Origin of the sequence: Microbulbifer elongatus (assembly GCF_020524885.1) — a bacterium.
GTDB lineage: Bacteria > Pseudomonadota > Gammaproteobacteria > Pseudomonadales > Cellvibrionaceae > Microbulbifer > Microbulbifer elongatus_A.
Map to the genome: position 1 here is coordinate 530,769 of NZ_JAIVKJ010000002.1, position 17,615 is coordinate 548,383.

General features: G+C 59.7%; 17 protein-coding genes. 6 read left to right on the forward strand and 11 right to left on the reverse strand.

What is annotated here, in order from left to right:
* Positions 1–79 precede the first annotated feature (79 nt).
* Both LC059_RS09675 and LC059_RS09680 read right to left on the reverse strand, forming a co-directional pair.
* Positions 80–1,627 carry a S8 family serine peptidase gene (locus LC059_RS09675; protein ID WP_226703644.1) on the reverse strand — a complete coding sequence of 516 codons (1,548 nt, stop codon included), beginning with the start codon at positions 1,625–1,627 and terminating at the stop codon, positions 80–82.
* Positions 1,628–1,657: 30 nt separating this feature from the next.
* A complete protein-coding gene (locus LC059_RS09680) occupies positions 1,658–2,239 on the reverse strand; it encodes a hypothetical protein (protein WP_226703645.1) in 582 nt (193 codons plus the stop codon).
* A gap of 367 nt (positions 2,240–2,606) precedes the next feature.
* On the opposite strand from LC059_RS09680, the gene LC059_RS09685 reads away from it, so the two are divergent.
* The 3 genes from LC059_RS09685 (at position 2,607) to LC059_RS09695 (ending at position 5,395) form a co-directional block, all read left to right on the forward strand.
* The gene (locus tag LC059_RS09685) at positions 2,607–4,382 is read left to right on the forward strand and encodes an acyl-CoA dehydrogenase C-terminal domain-containing protein (protein WP_226703646.1); all 1,776 of its coding nucleotides are present in this window, start codon (positions 2,607–2,609) and stop codon (positions 4,380–4,382) included.
* Positions 4,383–4,493: 111 nt separating this feature from the next.
* Positions 4,494–4,727 (forward strand): DUF3094 family protein, encoded by a 234-nt coding sequence (locus LC059_RS09690; RefSeq protein WP_226703647.1) that lies wholly within the window; start codon positions 4,494–4,496, stop codon positions 4,725–4,727.
* Positions 4,727–5,395 (forward strand): nitroreductase family protein, encoded by a 669-nt coding sequence (locus tag LC059_RS09695; RefSeq protein ID WP_226703648.1) that lies wholly within the window; start codon positions 4,727–4,729, stop codon positions 5,393–5,395. The genes LC059_RS09690 and LC059_RS09695 overlap by 1 nt, the downstream gene beginning before the upstream one ends.
* 12 nt (positions 5,396–5,407) lie before the next feature.
* Here the strand turns inward: LC059_RS09695 and LC059_RS09700 are convergent, their stop codons facing one another.
* On the reverse strand, positions 5,408–5,866 hold the full coding sequence (locus LC059_RS09700; RefSeq protein WP_226703649.1) for an EVE domain-containing protein: 459 nt from the start codon (positions 5,864–5,866) through the stop codon (positions 5,408–5,410).
* A gap of 147 nt (positions 5,867–6,013) precedes the next feature.
* Here LC059_RS09700 and LC059_RS09705 point away from each other — a divergent pair, with 147 nt between their 5' ends.
* Positions 6,014–7,102, forward strand: coding sequence for a sensor histidine kinase (locus LC059_RS09705; protein ID WP_226703650.1), 1,089 nt, complete (start codon positions 6,014–6,016; stop codon positions 7,100–7,102).
* Between the two features lie 114 nt (positions 7,103–7,216).
* On the forward strand, positions 7,217–8,029 hold the full coding sequence (locus LC059_RS09710) for a LytR/AlgR family response regulator transcription factor (protein ID WP_226703651.1): 813 nt from the start codon (positions 7,217–7,219) through the stop codon (positions 8,027–8,029).
* 22 nt (positions 8,030–8,051) lie between these two features.
* On the opposite strand, the gene LC059_RS09715 is transcribed toward LC059_RS09710, so the two are convergent.
* From LC059_RS09715 to LC059_RS09735, 5 genes are all read right to left on the reverse strand, one after another.
* On the reverse strand, positions 8,052–8,729 hold the full coding sequence (locus LC059_RS09715; RefSeq protein WP_226703652.1) for a response regulator: 678 nt from the start codon (positions 8,727–8,729) through the stop codon (positions 8,052–8,054).
* Positions 8,714–9,499, reverse strand: a complete 786-nt coding sequence (locus LC059_RS09720) for a 3-hydroxybutyrate dehydrogenase (protein ID WP_226703653.1) — start codon at positions 9,497–9,499, stop codon at positions 8,714–8,716. Before LC059_RS09720 ends, LC059_RS09715 begins: the two co-directional genes overlap by 16 nt.
* 130 nt (positions 9,500–9,629) lie before the next feature.
* Positions 9,630–10,013 (reverse strand): hypothetical protein, encoded by a 384-nt coding sequence (locus tag LC059_RS09725; protein ID WP_226703654.1) that lies wholly within the window; start codon positions 10,011–10,013, stop codon positions 9,630–9,632.
* A 111-nt stretch (positions 10,014–10,124) separates the two neighbouring features.
* Positions 10,125–10,394, reverse strand: a complete 270-nt coding sequence (locus tag LC059_RS09730; protein WP_226703655.1) for a hypothetical protein — start codon at positions 10,392–10,394, stop codon at positions 10,125–10,127.
* Positions 10,395–10,587: 193 nt separating this feature from the next.
* Complete coding sequence (locus LC059_RS09735) at positions 10,588–11,676, reverse strand: hypothetical protein (protein ID WP_226703656.1); 1,089 nt, start codon at positions 11,674–11,676, stop codon at positions 10,588–10,590.
* A 188-nt stretch (positions 11,677–11,864) separates the two neighbouring features.
* On the opposite strand from LC059_RS09735, the gene serB reads away from it, so the two are divergent.
* A complete protein-coding gene (serB, locus tag LC059_RS09740; RefSeq protein ID WP_226703657.1) occupies positions 11,865–12,890 on the forward strand; it encodes a phosphoserine phosphatase SerB in 1,026 nt (341 codons plus the stop codon).
* 50 nt (positions 12,891–12,940) lie between these two features.
* On the opposite strand, the gene LC059_RS09745 is transcribed toward serB, so the two are convergent.
* The 3 genes from LC059_RS09745 to LC059_RS09755 form a co-directional block, all read right to left on the reverse strand.
* Positions 12,941–13,120, reverse strand: a complete 180-nt coding sequence (locus tag LC059_RS09745) for a hypothetical protein (RefSeq protein WP_226703658.1) — start codon at positions 13,118–13,120, stop codon at positions 12,941–12,943.
* 209 nt (positions 13,121–13,329) lie between these two features.
* Complete coding sequence (locus tag LC059_RS09750; protein WP_226703659.1) at positions 13,330–16,449, reverse strand: efflux RND transporter permease subunit; 3,120 nt, start codon at positions 16,447–16,449, stop codon at positions 13,330–13,332.
* Entirely contained in the window at positions 16,446–17,525 is a 1,080-nt protein-coding gene (locus tag LC059_RS09755) for an efflux RND transporter periplasmic adaptor subunit (RefSeq protein WP_226703660.1), read from the reverse strand. Before LC059_RS09755 ends, LC059_RS09750 begins: the two co-directional genes overlap by 4 nt.
* Positions 17,526–17,615 lie beyond the last annotated feature (90 nt).

A 17,615-nucleotide genomic window follows, 5' to 3' on the forward strand; every position in this document is an offset into this window, starting at 1 on the left:
GCTGCTTGAATTGCGCCGTCCCTGGCGCTGGTTACGAGGTTTCTTGGAGCCCTTTGACCACTCACGGTTTGAAAAGCAATTAGCGGGCGCGGCCTTCTCCACCCCGCAGGATGCTATTCGGTGATTTACAGCCATTGGCCGCCAGGTAGTCGAAGGCCGCCTTGGTCTGTACTAGCCCCCAGCCGGTGCTGTAGTCGTAACCAGGTTCACCCAGATCGGCCGCGGAAGCACGCAGGGCCAGGCGGATGTCGTTGGCGCTGCACTGCGGGAAGTGGCTCCACACTTTCGCGGCGATACCGGAAACGTGCGGCGTGGCCATGGAGGTGCCGGACTTGTAGTCGTAGTCCGCCATTGGCTCGATGGCGATGGTAGCTTCCATACCCATTTCCAGTGCTTCACCGTCTTCCTGGCTGAGGGATACCGCAACCAAATCGCTGGTGGTGCCCAGGTCGCCGCCGAAGATGCCCGGTGCGTTGTTGTAGACGATGGCACCGATGCCGCCGCCAGCCTCACAGTTGGCGACCTTGTCACCGAAGCTGATTCCGCCACGCTCAATTACGCAGATCTTGCCAGTCGCGTCTTCGCAGGCGCTGTCGGCGATGCCGCAATTTGCCAGCGGGGCAGTGACAGTGCCAATGGTGCCGCCCACCATGGGGATCGACTCAAACGAGGCACCGTTCTGGGATACTGCGCCCACACCGGTTTCACCGGTGCCGCGGGGCACGGTGGATAGAGTGCTCACACCGGGAGCGGCGATTTCCACCTGAGCAGTGCGCTGGGAAAAGGACGCGTGGTTGCCGCCGCCATCCACCGCGGCCACGGACATTACCGCGTCGTAGGACGCGGGGTATGAGTGCCAGGCAAGACCATCGTTACCGGCCGCGGCGATCATCAGCACGCCGTCGCGCGCTGCCTGATTGATGGCGCGCTCTTCGATCGGGTTTTCCAGGGCGCCACCGAGGCTCATGGAGATTACGTTGGCACCGGCGTCGGCACAGTCGCTGATGGCACCTGCCAGACTGGAGGCGTAGGCAAAGCCACCTTCGTCGTTGAAGACGCGCACGATGTGCAGCTGGATATTGCCGTCGTCATTGACGCCGACAACGCCCTCGCCGTTACCGCCCAGCGCGGCGATGGTGCCGGCAACATGGGTACCGTGACCGCTGCCATCCTGGTTCCAGGGGCCAGCCAGGCCTCCCTCTTCGCCGGTTACCGCCGAAGCGGGCAGGTCCGGGTGGCCGTAGTCGTAACCAGAGTCGATGATGCACACCTTGGTGCCGCCGGCGTAGTTGAGCTGGTCGGCCTGGGTCTGGGCAATGCCGAAGGGCGAAATCTCGCCCATGGTGCCGGTCTCGAGCATCTCACGCGGGGTGTCCGCGTAAACGCCGACGATGCCGGAGACATCCTTCATGGCGACGAACTGCTCTTTGGTCATCTCCAGCGCCAGGCTGTCGAAGCGCTCGAGTTCGCGGTGCACGGTAATGCCGCGCCCTTCCAGTACAGTTTTGACCGCGTCGCCCTGGCCTGGCTTGTATTCCAAGACCATGCGCATGGTGTCAGCGGCGAGGGCGGGAGCGCTCATGGCGGCAGTGATGGCTGCGGCGAGCAGCGTGTTCTGTAATTTCATGAATTCACCTTTTTATTCTTTTGCGGGCAATCAGCCGTTTTCTTCGTCGTTTTTATTGTTTTTAGCGGAAGGGCATTCCATGGTTTGCACGTTGCCACTCAGCGCGCCGCGATTGGCATAGCTGGAATATGGGCCGGTATCGACACTGATGCTGGCCATGCCATTGATGCGGTAAGACGCGTTGACTCCCTCGCCCCAGTCGACCATGCAGGCGACACCGGTACCCTCGCCGGGTAGTTGCGGGTTGGTGGAGTCGTATTCGAAGGTCACTTCGAATTCACCGGGGCCGCACCTCTGGTCGCAGGCCAGTGCGGCATCTCCGCTAAACTCAATATCTTCACCACATAAACCTGCCTGCACCACATTTGCGCGAAAGCTAACACCACCGTCGTTTTCCCAATCGATGGCGGTTTTGTCCTGGAAGTTCACCTGCCCTTTAACGGGCTGTTCGTCACAGCGCTCGGCGTTGAAGGTCATAACGGCCTTGCCGGCGCCGCCCATGGAATTCATGGTGCCGCCGCCGTTGACCTTACCGTCCATCTTGACGCAGCCGGTTGCAGAAATGGCGATAGCAAGTAGAGCTGCGCTCGTCTTGAGGTATGGAAGTCCCATTGGAAATGACTCCTTTACGGATATTATTTTGTTTATGACGTATTTGTGATCACGTCTGTGTTGTAACAGGCAACAATTCAGGATGATTCTTTGGTGAAAGTTGCATCTGTAACTAAATGACGCGCCACCTGTGCCCCACCTCAAAGAAAATGACCAGTAGGTCTGACCAATTCGTCATGGTCACAAATAACCAGTATTTAGTCCTCTCGCAACCTTGCAGTGACCGAAGTGCAAGCGTTGGTAATCTCGGCCAGGCTCCCTACGGTTTGACAAAAAGCGCTTGCCCTTCTAAATTCAAACAAATGTTTGAAACGGGTGATTGATTTCACCGCCAGATTGATCAGATTCAGAAAAATGAGGCGAGAAAATGGCTGACTACAAGGCGCCGTTGCGCGAGATGAACTTCCTGCTGCACGAGGTTTTTGAGGCCGACAAGCTGTGGGCGCGTCTGCCCGCACTGGCCGAAGTGGCCGACCGTGATACCGCCGATGCGATTCTGGAAGAGATGGCCAAACTGGCCGCCAATACCCTGGATCCGATCAACCGCTCCGGTGATGAAGAAGGCTGCCAGTGGAACGACGGCGTGGTGACCACGCCGAAAGGTTTCCCGGAAGCCTACGCCACCTACTGTGAAGGCGGCTGGGGTGCACTGGTGGGCAACCCGGAGTTCGGTGGTATGGGCATGCCGAAAATGCTTGGCGCACAGATGGAAGAAATGATCTGTGCGGCCAACATCTCCTTTGCCCTGTACCCGGTACTGACCAACGGTGCCTGCCTGGCGATTGATGCCCACGGCAGTGAGGAGCTTAAGCAGAAATACCTGCCCAACATGTACGCCGGCACCTGGGCTGGTGCCATGGACCTGACCGAGCCCCACGCCGGCACCGACCTCGGCATTATCCGCACCAAGGCGGAGCCGCAGGACGATGGCAGCTACAGCATTACCGGCAGCAAGATCTTTATTACCGGCGGCGACCACGACTTGTCGGAAAACATCATTCACCTGGTACTGGCCAAGCTGCCGGACGCGCCCAAGGGGCCGAAGGGCATTTCTTTGTTCCTGGTGCCGAAGATCCTGGTCAACGACGATGGCAGCCTGGGTGAGCGCAACGCGGTCAACTGTGGTTCCATCGAGCACAAGATGGGTATCAAGGCGTCCGCGACCTGTGCAATGAATTACGACGGTGCCAAGGGCTGGCTGGTGGGCGAGGTGAACAAGGGCCTGGCGGCCATGTTTACCATGATGAACTACGAGCGCCTGGGTGTGGGTATCCAGGGCCTTGGCGCGTCCGAGCGTTCCTACCAGAGCGCTATCGAATACGCCCGCGATCGCGTGCAGAGCCGCTCCCCTGCAGGTACCAAGCAGCCCGAAAAGGCCGCCGACCCGATCATCGTGCACCCGGACGTGCGCCGTATGCTGCTTACCCAGAAGGCCTACATTGGTGGCGCTCGCGCGCTGTCCACTTATGTGGCGAAGTGGCTCGACATTGCCAAATTCGGCGAGGGTGAAGAAAAGCAGCATGCGGAAGCCATGGTGGCCCTGCTGACCCCGGTAGCCAAGGCGTTCTTTACCGATAAGGGACTGGAGTGCACCGTGCTCGGCCAGCAGGTGTTCGGTGGCCACGGCTATATCCGCGAGTGGGGCCAGGAGCAGCTGGTGCGCGATGTACGCATTACCCAAATCTACGAAGGTACCAATGGTATCCAGGCGCTGGACCTGATCGGGCGCAAGACCGTGGCCAACGGTGGCGCCTTCTTCGAGTTGTTCGCTGCGGACGTACAGGCATTCATCAATGCCAATGCAGAGAACGAAGCGGTGGCGGAATTCATCGTGCCGCTGGCGACCGAATTGCAGCGTCTCAAGGATGTGACTGCAGCGGTAATCGAAGCCGCCAAGACCGACCCGAATGCCCCCGGTGCCGCTTCTGTGGAATACCTGCACCTGTTCGGCTTTGTGGCCTACGCGTTCATGTGGGCCAAGGTAGCGAGTGTGGCTGCGGGGCAGCAAGACGACTTCTATCGCAGTCAGCTCAAGACCGCGCGCTTCTACTTTGCCCGCCTGTTGCCGCAGACCCGCGCTCTGGCAGAGAGTGTGCAGGCCGGCAGCGAAACCCTGATGGATCTGGAAGAAGAGCTGTTCTGACCCTTGGCGGTGTAACCAGATCCGGAAAAGCCCCGCAATCGCGGGGCTTTTTTCATTGCGGTGAATCTCCTAAACTCGGGTCATCACAATAAAAAATAACCCGGGTTATCTATGTCCAATTCAGAGTCCAGTCCAGAGCCCAGCTCAGGTTCTGATTCCACTATCCCGCCGAAAAAGCTCTCCGACGAAGACCAGGCCAGGGTTGATCGTTATCTGAAAAGCGGTCACAACGATGTTGAGCGCAAACCGTTTCGGCCCTTTCTATTGCTCGGCATTATTCTCGCGGTGCTCACGCTGTTGTCACTCCTGAGCCTGTTTATTGCACGCACCAAAGGTGTCGTGTGATGGCAGAGTCTGAAAAATTCCTGCCGCTGGAATTCCAGCAGTTCGATGACGCCACCAAGCTTGAACGCGCGCGGTCCTTCTACCACTGGATGAGGCAGCGCCGTTCGGTGCGGGATTTTTCCAGTAAACCGGTGCCCCGCGAAGTGATCGAGCAAGCGGTGCTGACCGCCGGTAGCGCGCCCAGCGGCGCCAATATGCAGCCCTGGCACTTTTGCGTGGTGGAGTCGGCGGCAGTGAAAAAAGAGATACGGCTGGCGGCGGAGGCGGAAGAGCGCGAGTTTTACCAGCGACGCGCATCCGAGGAGTGGCTGGACGCCCTGGCGCCGTTGGGCACCGACGCGCACAAGCCCTTTCTGGAAACCGCACCCTACCTGATCGTGATTTTCCTGAAAAAATTTTCCGAAGGGGGGGGCGGGGAGCAGCGCAAGAATTACTACACGTCAGAGTCAGTGGGTATTGCCACCGGTATGTTGCTGGCCGCCCTGCACAACGCCGGTGTCGCCACGCTGACCCATACACCGAGTCCGATGAAGTTCCTGGGGCAGATCCTGGGCAGGCCAAGCAACGAACGTCCCTATATGATCGTGGTGGCGGGCCTCCCGGAAAACGGCGCGCAGGTACCCGCAATCAGCAAAAAGCCATTGGAGGAAATTGCGGAATTTATATGATGCGGTGAGGAATTAATTGCCTAGCTTCTCCATGAGCTTCCACTCCGCCGCAGTTACCGGCTGGATTGAAAGGCGCCCCTGCTTAACCAGCACCATCTCCGCCAGTTCCGGATTCTGCTTGATCGCTTTCAGTGATACCGGCCGGGCAAATTCACTCTGCCACTGGATATCCACGCAGAACCAGCGGGGATTTTCACTACTGGCCTTGGGATCGTAGTATTTGCTCTCCGGGTCAAATTGCGCCGGATCCGGATAGGCGCTGCGCACCACACGCGCCGTGCCGGCAACGGCGGGAACCTTGCAGGCGCTGTGATAGAGCAGCACACCGTCGCCCTCTTCCACTTGATCCCGCAGGAAATTGCGCGCTTGATAGTTGCGGATGCCGTCCCAGCGGCCAGTCTGACCGGGCTCGCCTTTCAGGTCATCCAGGCTGTATTCGTCTGGCTCCGACTTGAATAACCAGTAATTCATTGCATATCTCCCCACCGTAGCTCGTTGCTGGACCCTATTCTGCGGCAGTCCGTCTGAATGTTGCGGTTGTTGGTCTTTCGTCCGCGCTCGCCCTCAATTAGGCTATTTTCCCAGATTGGCGCACTTTCTGCGCATGTTTGGAGAATTATGGGTACTTCTGTTTTCAACTGGCTGTCGGACTGGCTGGCCTCCGAGCGCAACCAGTACTGGGCGCTGCAGTGGAGCGGCTGGGCGGGGTATACCCTGCTGACGTTTATCGGCGGCTTTTTCTGGGTGGAGAACCACTGGCTGTACTCCGGTTATATCGCTGTGGCCACCGCATCCGGTATCGCGATATCCGAGGGCATGCGCCGGGGTTTTCAGCGCCTGTGGGACAAGCAGCCGGTGCAGCGTCTTCTTGGTACCCTCGCGGTGATCATTGTGGGTGCAGCGCTGTGGGCGGCGATCAAGTTTGGCGGCAACCTGTGGCTGTATGGCAAGGAGAGTGAAGAGCATCCGCTGGTGTTGGGGGTCTACTGGTTTTCCTATTCGTTCCTGATCTATATGACCTGGACCGCACTCTACTACGGCATCAAGTACTATCAGGCCTCATTGCTGCAACAGGAGAAGGCGCTGCGCGCGGAGTCCATTGCGCACCAGTCGCAGCTGAAAATGCTGCGCTACCAGCTCAACCCGCACTTCCTGTTTAATACCCTGAATGCGATTTCTACCCTGATCCTGGATCAGGATGGCAAGACCGCGAACAGTATGGTGACGCGTCTGTCCCAGTTCCTGCGGCACTCGCTGGACAACGATCCGATGCAGAAGGTGACCTTGGCGAAAGAGGTGGAGGCACTGATGCTCTACCTGGATATCGAAAAAGTGCGCTTTGCCGATCGCCTGCAAGTGAATGTGGACCTGGAAGGGGAAGCGTCACAGGCGCTGGTTCCCAGTCTGCTGCTGCAGCCCATCGTGGAGAATGCCATTAAATATGGCATCTCCCAGCGGGAGTGGGGCGGCGAGATCACCATCAAGGCGCGGGTGTTTGCCGGTGAACTGCTGCTGGAAATTAGTGATAACGGCCCCGGTGTGCCGGAGGCAGAGCTGTCACGACTGGGCAGCGGTAGCGGTGTCGGCATTCGCAATACCTGCGAGCGCCTGCAGGCGCTGTACGGGGTAGAGCAGAAGACGCGCTTCTGTAATCGCCCGGAAGGCGGCCTCGCAGTACATTTGCGTATTCCCTTCGAGCGGGAGTAACGCACTTTCCATTGTTGTGGGTACTACGTAGGTACCAGTAACAGGCATCAGTCGCAGGCATTAGCGGAAGACCGGGCCACAGGGAAACAGTTTTCAAAGTTGGAGTGATGAACGGTGAGTAGTGACAGTCTGAAAGTCATAATCGTGGACGATGAGCCCCTGGCCCGTCGCGGCTTGCGGTTGCGCCTGGAGAATCTCGGCGGTGTCGAGGTGGTGGCGGAGTGCGGCAATGGTCGTGAGGCCAAAGAGCAGATCTTGAGTTTAAAGCCGGATGTTGCCTTTCTGGATATCCAGATGCCGGGCGTCACCGGTCTCGAGCTGGTACAGCTGCTGCCGGAAGAAGAAATTCCACAGATCGTGTTTGTCACTGCCTACGACCAGTACGCGGTCGAGGCCTTTGAAGTCAATGCCGTGGACTATGTGCTGAAACCCATCGAGGAAGACCGCCTCAGTCGCGCCCTGGAGCGGGTGCGGGAAAAACTCGGCAGTGAAAATATTGCCGCGCAACGGGAGCAGCTACTGGAAGCGGTGGCCGACCTTACCCAGGAGTCGCCGGCAGCACTGGAGGAAAAACTGGCCGCGGGCGAACTGGGCAACAGTCGTTTCCCGGAGAAAATCGCGATCAAGGACTCCGGGAAAATCACCCTGGTACCGGCGCGGGAAATCGACTGGATCGACGCCGCCGGTGACTACATGTGTGTGCACGCCAACGGCGAGACCCATGTGATGCGCATTACCATGAAGGAACTGGAGCAGCAGCTGGACCCGAAGGTGTTCCAGCGTATTCACCGCTCAACCATCGTAAATCTGAAACGCGTGCGCGAGATCTGTGCGCACATCAACGGTGAATACCACCTGGTGTTGAATAACGGTGAGCGCCTGAAAATGAGCCGTAGCTACAAGAACAAGGTGCAGCATTTTATTTGATGGGGAAATGCTGTGGGCGCTGTCAGATCTGGATCAGCGCCTGCGCCTCGCGAATCAGCTGCTTGCGGTCGCGTAGCTCCAGCTTGCGCAGAATGGCCGTTACATGGCTTTTGACGGTGGGCTCGGTAATATCCAGGTCATAGGCAATCTGCTTGTTCAGCATGCCCTGGGCAATCATCTGGAAAATCTTCAACTGCTGCGGAGTTAGCTGGTTCAGCTTTTCTGCCAGCGCGCTTTCACTCTCGGCCTGTAACGCCTCTTCACTGAACCACTGGTCGCCCGCCAGCACGCACTCAATACACTGCAGTATTTCGTCCGGCCGCGCCGTTTTGGAGAGAAATCCACTGGCTCCGAGACCGGCCGCCTGTTGGATAACGGTGTGACGGTCACTGCCGGAAACCACGACCACAGGTACCGCCGGGAAGTCGTTACGGATCCGCGCCAGGCCACTGAACCCTTCGCTGCCCGGCATATTCAGGTCCAGTAACAGCAGGTCGATCTCGGAATTGCCGAGGCGCTCGAGCGTGGATTCGAGATCCTCACTCTGCAGCAGGTCCGCATTGGGGAAATGCGGTGTAAGGGTGGTTGCCAGCGCATCGCGATACAGCGGATGGTCATCGGCAATCAGCAATTGATAATTCACGGCAGCACCCTGAAGAAAAAATGAATCGGGTGCAACGGATACTACTGTGCGCTCCATCCACCGTCCACCGGCAGGGCCGCACCGGTAATGGTGCTGGCGAACTCTCCACACAGATACAGTGCCAGCTCACCGATGGCATCGGGGCGAGTAGCGCGCGCCATGGGCTGCTTGGCACCGACCAGTTCCGCGCGGGCGCTCTCCATATCCAGCTGCTGCTCCCGTGCGATGTTCTCGATCTGTGGCTGGATCAGTGGCGTTTCCACCCAGCCCGGACAGATGGCATTGGCGGTGATATTGCGGTCGGCATTTTCCAGCGCCAGTACTTTGGTGAGACCGACGAGACCGTGCTTGGCCGCGCAGTAGGCGGATTTTTGTTCCGATGCTACCAGCCCGTGTACCGATGCAATATTGATGATCCGACCCCAGCCGGCAGTGCGCATGGCAGGCAGCAGGTCGCGGCAGAGAAAGAAGCTTGCACTCAGGTTGATCGCCAGGATCTGATGCCACTTTTCCGCGGGGAACTCGTGCGCGGTGGCGGTGTGCTGGATACCGGCATTGTTGATCAGAACCGATGGGTTGCCGATGGCCTCACGGGTGTCTGCCACCAGCTGGGCACAGCCCTGTTCGGTGGCGATATTGGCGGAGCTGAAGCCCTGCTTCCCGGCGTAGCCAGAAAACTCTGACAGCAGAGCGCGTGCGGTTTCACCATCGGCGAGGCCATGCAGCATGACGTGGTGACCGGCGCGCGCGAAACAGTGGGCGATGGCAAGGCCGATGCCACTGGTGGAACCGGTAATCAGGACGGAATGTGGTTGGTTCTGCTGCACGGCAAACTCCCGCAGATGCTTATTCTTTGGAGAAATCCTAGCAGCGGCGGGAGTTGCGGGTCTGTATGACCAAGGTATGAGTCGGCCTCATACCCTGGTCCTACTTCACGTCCAGGTTGTGAGCCAGGCCTTAGCGGCGACGATGGCCGCCACTGCGGTGGCCGTGGTGTGAAGGACGGCCGCCGGGACGATGGTAGTGGTGACCACCACTGGGACGGCCCGGACGGTTGTACGGACGGTTTTGATAGTAGCGGTGGTGACGGTTGTAGTAGTGGCGTCCGTGATAGCGGTAGTAGCCACCGCGGTAGTAACGAGGATACCCGTAGCGGTAATAGCGTGGCGACGAGTAGTAGAAGGAAACGCTGCCGGAGGGGTACACGTAGGGCCGCGAGTAGGGATAAGTCGAATATCCCGTCGTGCCGGAGCTGTAGTAGCCATCGGAAACACAGGCACCCAGTGTCAGTGTGCCAAATACGGTTACGGCCAACAGGCCTTTTCTGATGATGCTCTTCATAAGAGACCTCCTAGGGGCAGGCAACAGGTAGTCACACTGTCGGCACGCGCGTGTCGGCCAACGGTGGTTACCAGTGTTCTGTTTTACGTTTTGCGTTGGATTGACGAGGAATCAGCGAGGCTGATGGACCCGGTGTCGGGGCATATCCGTGCGATAGCCGCCGCCGCGCATGTAGTAATTGGGGTGACGGACGTTGTGGCAGCGCCCGTTCTGGTGGCAGTGGTAGTACCGGCTTTGCACCGAGTAGTACCCGGGGCCCTGGTCGGTACGGTTGATAGCCGTTGTGGTATCGGTCATGTCCTCCATGCTGGTACAGCCGGACAATACCAACAGAGCCACGGCTCCGACTCCGCTGGAGAGTCCTGCGAGAGAGCGCTTCATGAAAACCTCCACGCCGCGAGGGCGGGCGAACCTTTTTATCTTCGGCTTGATCGCCGGCCGAAAGCGGCAGACGACAAACCGAAACCCAAGTGGAGGTTATTTAAGGGTCGCGAAGACCGGATCACGAAGATTTAGAGAGGATTGCAACAACAAAAACGCAATTAAAAAGCGGTGGGATATAAGCAGTTCGTCCTCAACTGGACACCAATTGCTGCAACTGGTTGTCCAGTAGCTGCTGCAGTTTCGGGTTGAGCCCGGTGATCTCGGCCCCCCAGCTGGTGGTGTGGCACTGGATCCGGTCTTCAAGGGACTCGTCATCTTGCAGTTGCGGGTGTAGCGCCAGGCCGCGGGACTGACTCAACAGTTGTTCGCCTCCGAAATCGAACTGCTCTGGCCGGGTAGGTAGCACCGCCAGTGCCAGCTGAAGTCCGGTGGCCCGGCTCGACTGTTGCAGTCCGCGCAACAGCAGGCCCGCGCACACCGCGCGGAAAGCGGCATCGTCGCCGGCAAACCCCAGCCCCACGGAGGGGCCGGCGCTGGGCAGCGGTCGCGCGTCGTAGATTCGGGTCAGCAGTTTTAAGCGTTCCTCGAGCTCGGCCTGCAGACTGTTCATTGCGCTGCGAGATAGCTGGTTGCCCAACTGGGCCCAGTTCAGCGGGCGCAGGTACAGGCCGGCAGTGACTTCCGGCGGCGGTTTGGGCTTGGCCTTGGGGACAACCAGCGGCTTGCGCTGCTGCTGCGGTTTAACCTGGCTTACCGCGAGCGCACAGGCGGCGCTGAACGGGAGCGCGAATATCAGGCAAAGCAGCAGGCTGGCCCAGGGATAGGTGACCGACATCCCGGGCTGAATGTTGAGTGCCACACTGCCGGCAAGGCTGTCGTGCAGCACTACCGGCTCGGTAATCATCTCACCGCGGTTTCGCTCACCAGCCTGGGCCAGCGGGCTCGAATCCACATCCTGAATGGTTACGCCGTGCACCGACGGCAGCGCCAGTGCCTGCTGGGCCAGCATCTGCAGGCTGATGCGGTCTCCGGCGACGATCTGTTCCAGGCTCTGGCTCGCCAGCAGCTTTGCCGCTGCACTGGCGCTTGCCCTGTCGCGGGCGATGGCGGACGACTGCTGCTGGCCGTAAGCATGGCCCAGCGTCGCCAGGCAGAATCCGGCGAGGGTGAGCCAGATGGCGGCCGCCAGCAACTGGCGCTGCTGGGTGCGAGTGAGGCCTGCGAGCCACTGGGGCAGGCTGCGGGAAAAATCGGACAGGCTGGCGAGGAGGTTTTTCATCTTGTTATGTTTTCGCGTGTATGTTGTCGCGGGTCTGTTTTCGCACAGAGTGCATCGGCTGATTTTATCCCACTTCTTCAGCGAAAAAAGGCGCCGCGCTATAATGCGCGGCCTTTTCCGGGGCTCTCGACTGCAGGGGGCGCCGTGAAGTCATTGTGAAGCGAACAAAAAGCCAACAAGAGTCAGTCATGGACGCACCCAGTTATTCCTCTCTCGCCGCCCTCTGCCAGCAGGTATTTGCGCAGTCTGTAGACGCGCAGCTGCCAGAATCGCCCTCAGCGGTAACCGCGCCCTGGTGCCTGACTCTTCTCGCCCCACAGGTGGAGTCATCATCGCTGCAGGCGATAAATGCGTTTGTGGAAGAGCAGGGCTGGACTGTTACCAGGTTGGATATTCTCGCCAGTCGCGCAGACTGTTGCGCGATTCGCTTGCAACTGGAAGGTGACCTGGAGTTTCACGATGCGCGCGTGGCGCTGCTGGCACTGGCAGAGGAGCAAAGTGTCGAACTCATCCTGCAGCCCGGCGCCACACAGCGCGCTCCGCGCCTCGCCTGCTTTGACATGGACTCCACCCTGATTCAGGCGGAAGTTATTGACGAGCTTGCGAAGATCGCCGGCGTTGGCCACCAGGTCGCGGAAATTACTCTGTCCGCCATGCGAGGTGAGCTGGATTTTCAGCAGAGCTTCCGCAAGCGCATGGGGCTGTTGCGGGGTTTCACGGAAACCAGCCTAGCGGAGATTGCCCCGCAATTGCCGATCATGCCCGGCGCGCCGCGCCTGCTGCGTGCATTACGTGCATTGGGGTGCAAAACCGCGATCCTCTCCGGCGGTTTTACCTACTTCGCCAATTACCTGAAAGACAACCACCTGGCGGTGGATGTGATTCATGCGAATCAGCTGGAGTTTGACGGCGGAGCACTCACCGGTGAGGTGATCGATCCGATTGTGGATGGCGCGCGCAAGGCGTTGCTGTTGCAGGAAATTGCGCAGGAAATGCACCTGTCGCTGGACCAGGTGGTTGCCGTTGGCGACGGCGCCAACGACCTGCCGATGCTGCAGCTGGGCGCCCTGGGTATCGCCTTTCACGCCAAGCCCAAGGTGCGGGCAGAAGCGCCCCAGGCCATCGACGGGTTTGGGCTGGATGCTGCGCTTTATCTGTTTGGCCTGAACGATCGCCAGATCGCCCAGTTATTGGGAGAGAAGCTGGGAGGGTAGCTGGCTGGGAAGCAGCTAGAGATGCGTTACCGGAAGAGGGATAACGAAAGTCAGAACCGCTGAATCAGCGCGATGGCCGGGCTGAAGTTGGTGCTGGTCGCGGCGAATGGCATCGGCGGCTTGCGCTCTCGATTTCCATCCTTGTAGCAGACCTGTCGATCGCAGGCGGCCATAAACAATGCCAGCGTAATCAGCGTGATGACGGCGAGAGCTCGCTTGCCCATAATCATGAGTAATCCCTGTCTGCTTTTAGCGTATCTTCCCAGTGAAATTCGGTTGCGGTGCCCGCAGCGTCGCGACCTGCCATTGCCGAAGCATCGCGACCGGCCATTAATAGACGCGGCGAATCCCGAAAAAGTTGCGCTCGACTTGTGAAAGTGTGCAAGAGAGTAAGAGAAAAGCGCCGGCTTCGATAGTCCGGCGCAAATTTCCCCGCCACTCAATCCTGATTTTGCACAGGGTGCTGTGCATCCAGCTCAGCCACATCCCGCGCTACCTGCCCCGGCGAGCTTGTGCGCCGCGCCAGTACGTCGTAGGCCACCGGCACTATGTATACGGTAAACAGTGTCGCTGCCAGTACACCAAACAGCACCACGGTTCCGATTACTGCGCGAGTTTCGGAGCCGGCGCCGGAGGACAGCAGCAGCGGCAGTGAGCCGGCGGCAGTGGTAATGCCGGTCATCATGATCGGGCGCAGGCGGGTTTCCGCGGCCTGGCGCAATGCCTGGCCGAATTCCACGCCGCGGTCTCTTAGCTGATTGGCGAACTCCACGATCAGAATGCCGTTCTTGGCTGCCAGCCCCACCAGCATGATCAGGCCCACCTGGCTGTAGATATTCAGGGACTGGTTGGTGAGCAGCAAACCTAGCAGCGCCCCGGCCATGGCCAGCGGTACGGTGAACATGATGACCAGCGGGTGGATAAAACTCTCGAACTGGGCGGCGAGCACCAGGAACACCACCAGCGCGCCGAGCAAAATGGCGAACAGGATGGTATTGCTGGAATCCTGGAAGTTCTTCGACTGGCCTTTGTAGTCGATCACCGGCGAGCCCTCCAGATTCTCCTGCGCCAGCGTGTTCAGATACTGCAGTGCTTCACCCAGTACCAGCCCGTCTGCCAGGTTGGCGTCCAGGGTGATGGAGCGCACCCGGTTATAGCGCTGCAATTGGGGAGAGTCCGCATATTCACTGACTTCCACCAGGCTTTGCAGGGGGATCAGTTCGCCACTGGTACGGGAGCGCACATAGAGGTTTTCCAGGCTGTCGGGCGTACGCTGCAGTTCGCGTTCGCCTTCGAGGATGACATCGTACTCTTCGCCATTGTTGATAAAGGTGGTGGCACGCAGCGAGCCGAACATGGTCTGCAGTGTGCTGCCTACATCGCTCACCTGCACGCCGAGGTCCGCTGCGCGCTCGTAGTCCACATTGATACGCAGCTGCGGCTGGGTTTCCTTGTAGTCCCAGTCGACGCCGATCAGCCCGGGGTTGGACTCCTCGATGGCCGCGTTCATCTGGTCGCGCCACTGGGTCAGCTGTTCGTAGCTGCCACCGCCGAGTACAAACTGCACCGGCTTGCCGAGGCCGCCGCCAAAGCTCTGGCGCATCACCGGGAAGGCGCGCACACCGCTCAGGTCGCTCACTGCCGCGCGTACCTGGTTCATCAATTCAAAAGCGGATGGGCGCTGGTCCCAGGGGGCCAGGGTGAAGATCACCATGCCGGTATTGAAGGTGGCCGAGGTGCCGAAAGATCGCGGCGAGCGCACCAGCAGACGGTTTACATAGCCTTTTTCCACCAGCGGCATCAGCCGCTCTTCGATGGTGTCCATATACTCCTGCATGTACTGGTAGCTGGCGCCCTCAGGGCCGTTGACCAGCAGGAAGAAGGAGCCCCGATCTTCCCGCGGCGCGTATTCGGTGGGGATCAGGCGGAAGGCCAGCGCGGCGAATACCATGACGCCCGCAAACACGATGCCGGCAATCCAGTGCTTGCGCAGCAGCACATCCAGGCCGCCGCTATAGCGGCGCTGGATGCGGGTGAGGGCGTTGTCCATGAGTCGGGTGGCGGCGTTGTGCCCATCACTGGGGCGGATCAGTTTCGCTGCCAGCATCGGCGACAGGGTCAGTGCGGTAATAGAGGAGAAGATCACCGCCGCGGACATGGTCAGCGCGAATTCGGAAAACAGTCGGCCAATATCCCCTTCCAGGAAGGTGATGGGTACAAATACGGCGACCAGAACCAGGGTGGTGGCCACTACCGCAAACCCCACCTCGCGTGCACCGCGGTATGCGGCCAGCAGCGGTGGTTCACCGTATTCGTCCATGCGCCGGAAAATGTTTTCCAGCACCACAATGGCATCGTCCACCACCAGGCCGATGGCGAGTACCAGCGCCAACAGCGTCAGCAGGTTGATACTGAAACCGAAGGCGTACAGCAGGATGGACGTGGCAATCAGGGATACCGGCACGGTGACCGCAGGCACCAGGGTGGCGCGCCAGTTGCCGAGGAACAGGTAGATCACCAGGGTAACCAGGATTACCGCGATTGCGAGGGTGGTGTACACCTCCTTGATGGCTTCGGATACGAATACCGAGGCGTCGTAACTCTGGCTCAGGCGCATGCCGTCGGGCAGGGTCTTGTTGACCTCATGCATCTCCGCTTTGGCCGCTTCCGCCACCGCCACGATATTGCCGGTGGACTGGCGGGTGATACCGATACCCACCATGGGTTCACCGTTGCCACGGAAAGTGGAGCGGTCTTCTGCCGAGCCCAGTTCCACCCGCGCGACATCGCCGAGACGCACCACGTGACCACTGTCACCGGTAGCAATAGCGAGGCGCGCAAAATCCTCGGCGCTCTGGAACTGGCGTTGTAGCCGCAGAGTGAACTGACGATCGCTGGACTCCAGATAACCCGCTGGCAGTTCGCGGTTTTCCGCGCGCAGGGCCTGTTCGATATCGGCGCTGGTGACGTTGTGTGCGGTCATCGCACCGCGGTCCAGCCAGATGCGCATGGCGAAGTCTTTGGCTCCGCCCACACGCACCCGCGCCACGCCGTCGAGCACCGAGAAACGGTCCACCAGGTAGCGGTTGGCGTAGTCGGTGAGCTCTGGCACCGTTAAGCGGTCTGAGGTCAGGTTGAGCCAGATCACCACGTCGTCACTGCTGTCGACTTTTTCGATCTCGGGGGGATCCGCTTCCACCGGTAGGTTGTTCAGCACCCCGGAAACCCGGTCGCGGATATCGTTAGCGGCGCCGTCCACGTCGCGGTTGATATTGAACTCGATGGAGATACGCGAGCGCCCGTCGGTGCTGGACGAGCTGACCGTCTTGATGCCCTCGATACCGGCGATGCGGTCCTCGATCAGGCGGGTGATACGGGTCTCCACAATATCGGCCGATGCGCCCGGGTAGTTGGTGTCGATGGACACGATGGGAGGGTCAATGTCCGGGTATTCCCGCAGCGCCAGCCGGTCGAAACTGATCAGGCCGAACACCACCAGCAGCAGGGACAGAACCAGCGCAAAAACCGGGCGTTTTACCGCGGTATCACTAATGATCATTGGCTGGCGGCTCCCTGTTCAGAGCTCACCGAAACGGCCTGGCCATCGCGGATATGCAGGGTGCCACGGGTTACCACCTGATCGCCCTGGGACAGGCCGGAAAGTACTTCCACCTTGCCCTGATAACGCTGCCCGATTTCCACGTCGCGACGTTGCACCATATTTCCGCCGTCGGTCTGCTTCACCACATACACTGACTGGTCGCCGGCCAGTGGCACCAGTGCCGCCTCTGGGATGGTCAGGGCCTCGCGCGGGTTACTGATGATCTTTACCCGCAACAACATGCCGGGCTTGAGCTGGCCGTCCGGGTTGTCGAGGCGCCCACGCACGGTGAAGGCGCGGGTCTGCGGGTCCACACGCGCTTCGACAATCATCACCTCACCGTTGAATACTCGCTTGGGATGAGCCTGGCTGCGGGCCTCGATTTTCATGCCGCCGGAGATCGCGGAGAGCTGGCGTTCGGGCACGGTGAAGTCCAGTTTCAGGCGGTCGATCTCCTGAATGGTAGTGATCTCGGTGGTGGGGGTGGCCAGGCTGCCCACACTGATGTTGCGCAGCCCCAGCTGGCCGTCAAAGGGCGCGCGGATAATGCGGTCGTCAATTCGTGCCTGCAAACCGTCGATCAGTGCGCGGGTTTCCGCCACCTGGGTTTGCACTGCCTCCCATTGCTCGCGGGTGGTGAGGTTTTTGCCAACCAGTCCGCGCAGGCGCTTTTCATCGCGCTCGAAGCGCGCCAATGTGGCGCGGGCGCCCGCCAGTTCCGCCAGTTCCTCACCGTGGCTCAGCTCCACCAGTACATCGCCGGCGTTAACTTTCTGCCCGCTCTCGAAATTGATGCGACTGATATGTTCTGTCACTCCCGCACGCAGGGATACAAACTCCCAGGCTCTGGCGGTACCCAGTGCCTCTACCGGGTTGGAGATCTGCTCCAGCTCCACGGTTGCTGCGCGTACCGGGACCGGCCCTGCGCTGGGACCCTGTGCGCGTAGCGGAGACGAAAAAGCGGAGGCAAGAAGGAGTGCGCAGGCCGCGCCAAGGATTCGGGATTGGGGTCCGAATGCGGGAATTATTTTCATGAGAGCGGGAGTTACCTGGTGTGGTGCATGGTTTTGGTCTGGCTTCCAGAAAGCTTGGTCTTAATTGCAGCAACTTTCAGGCCAGTCATA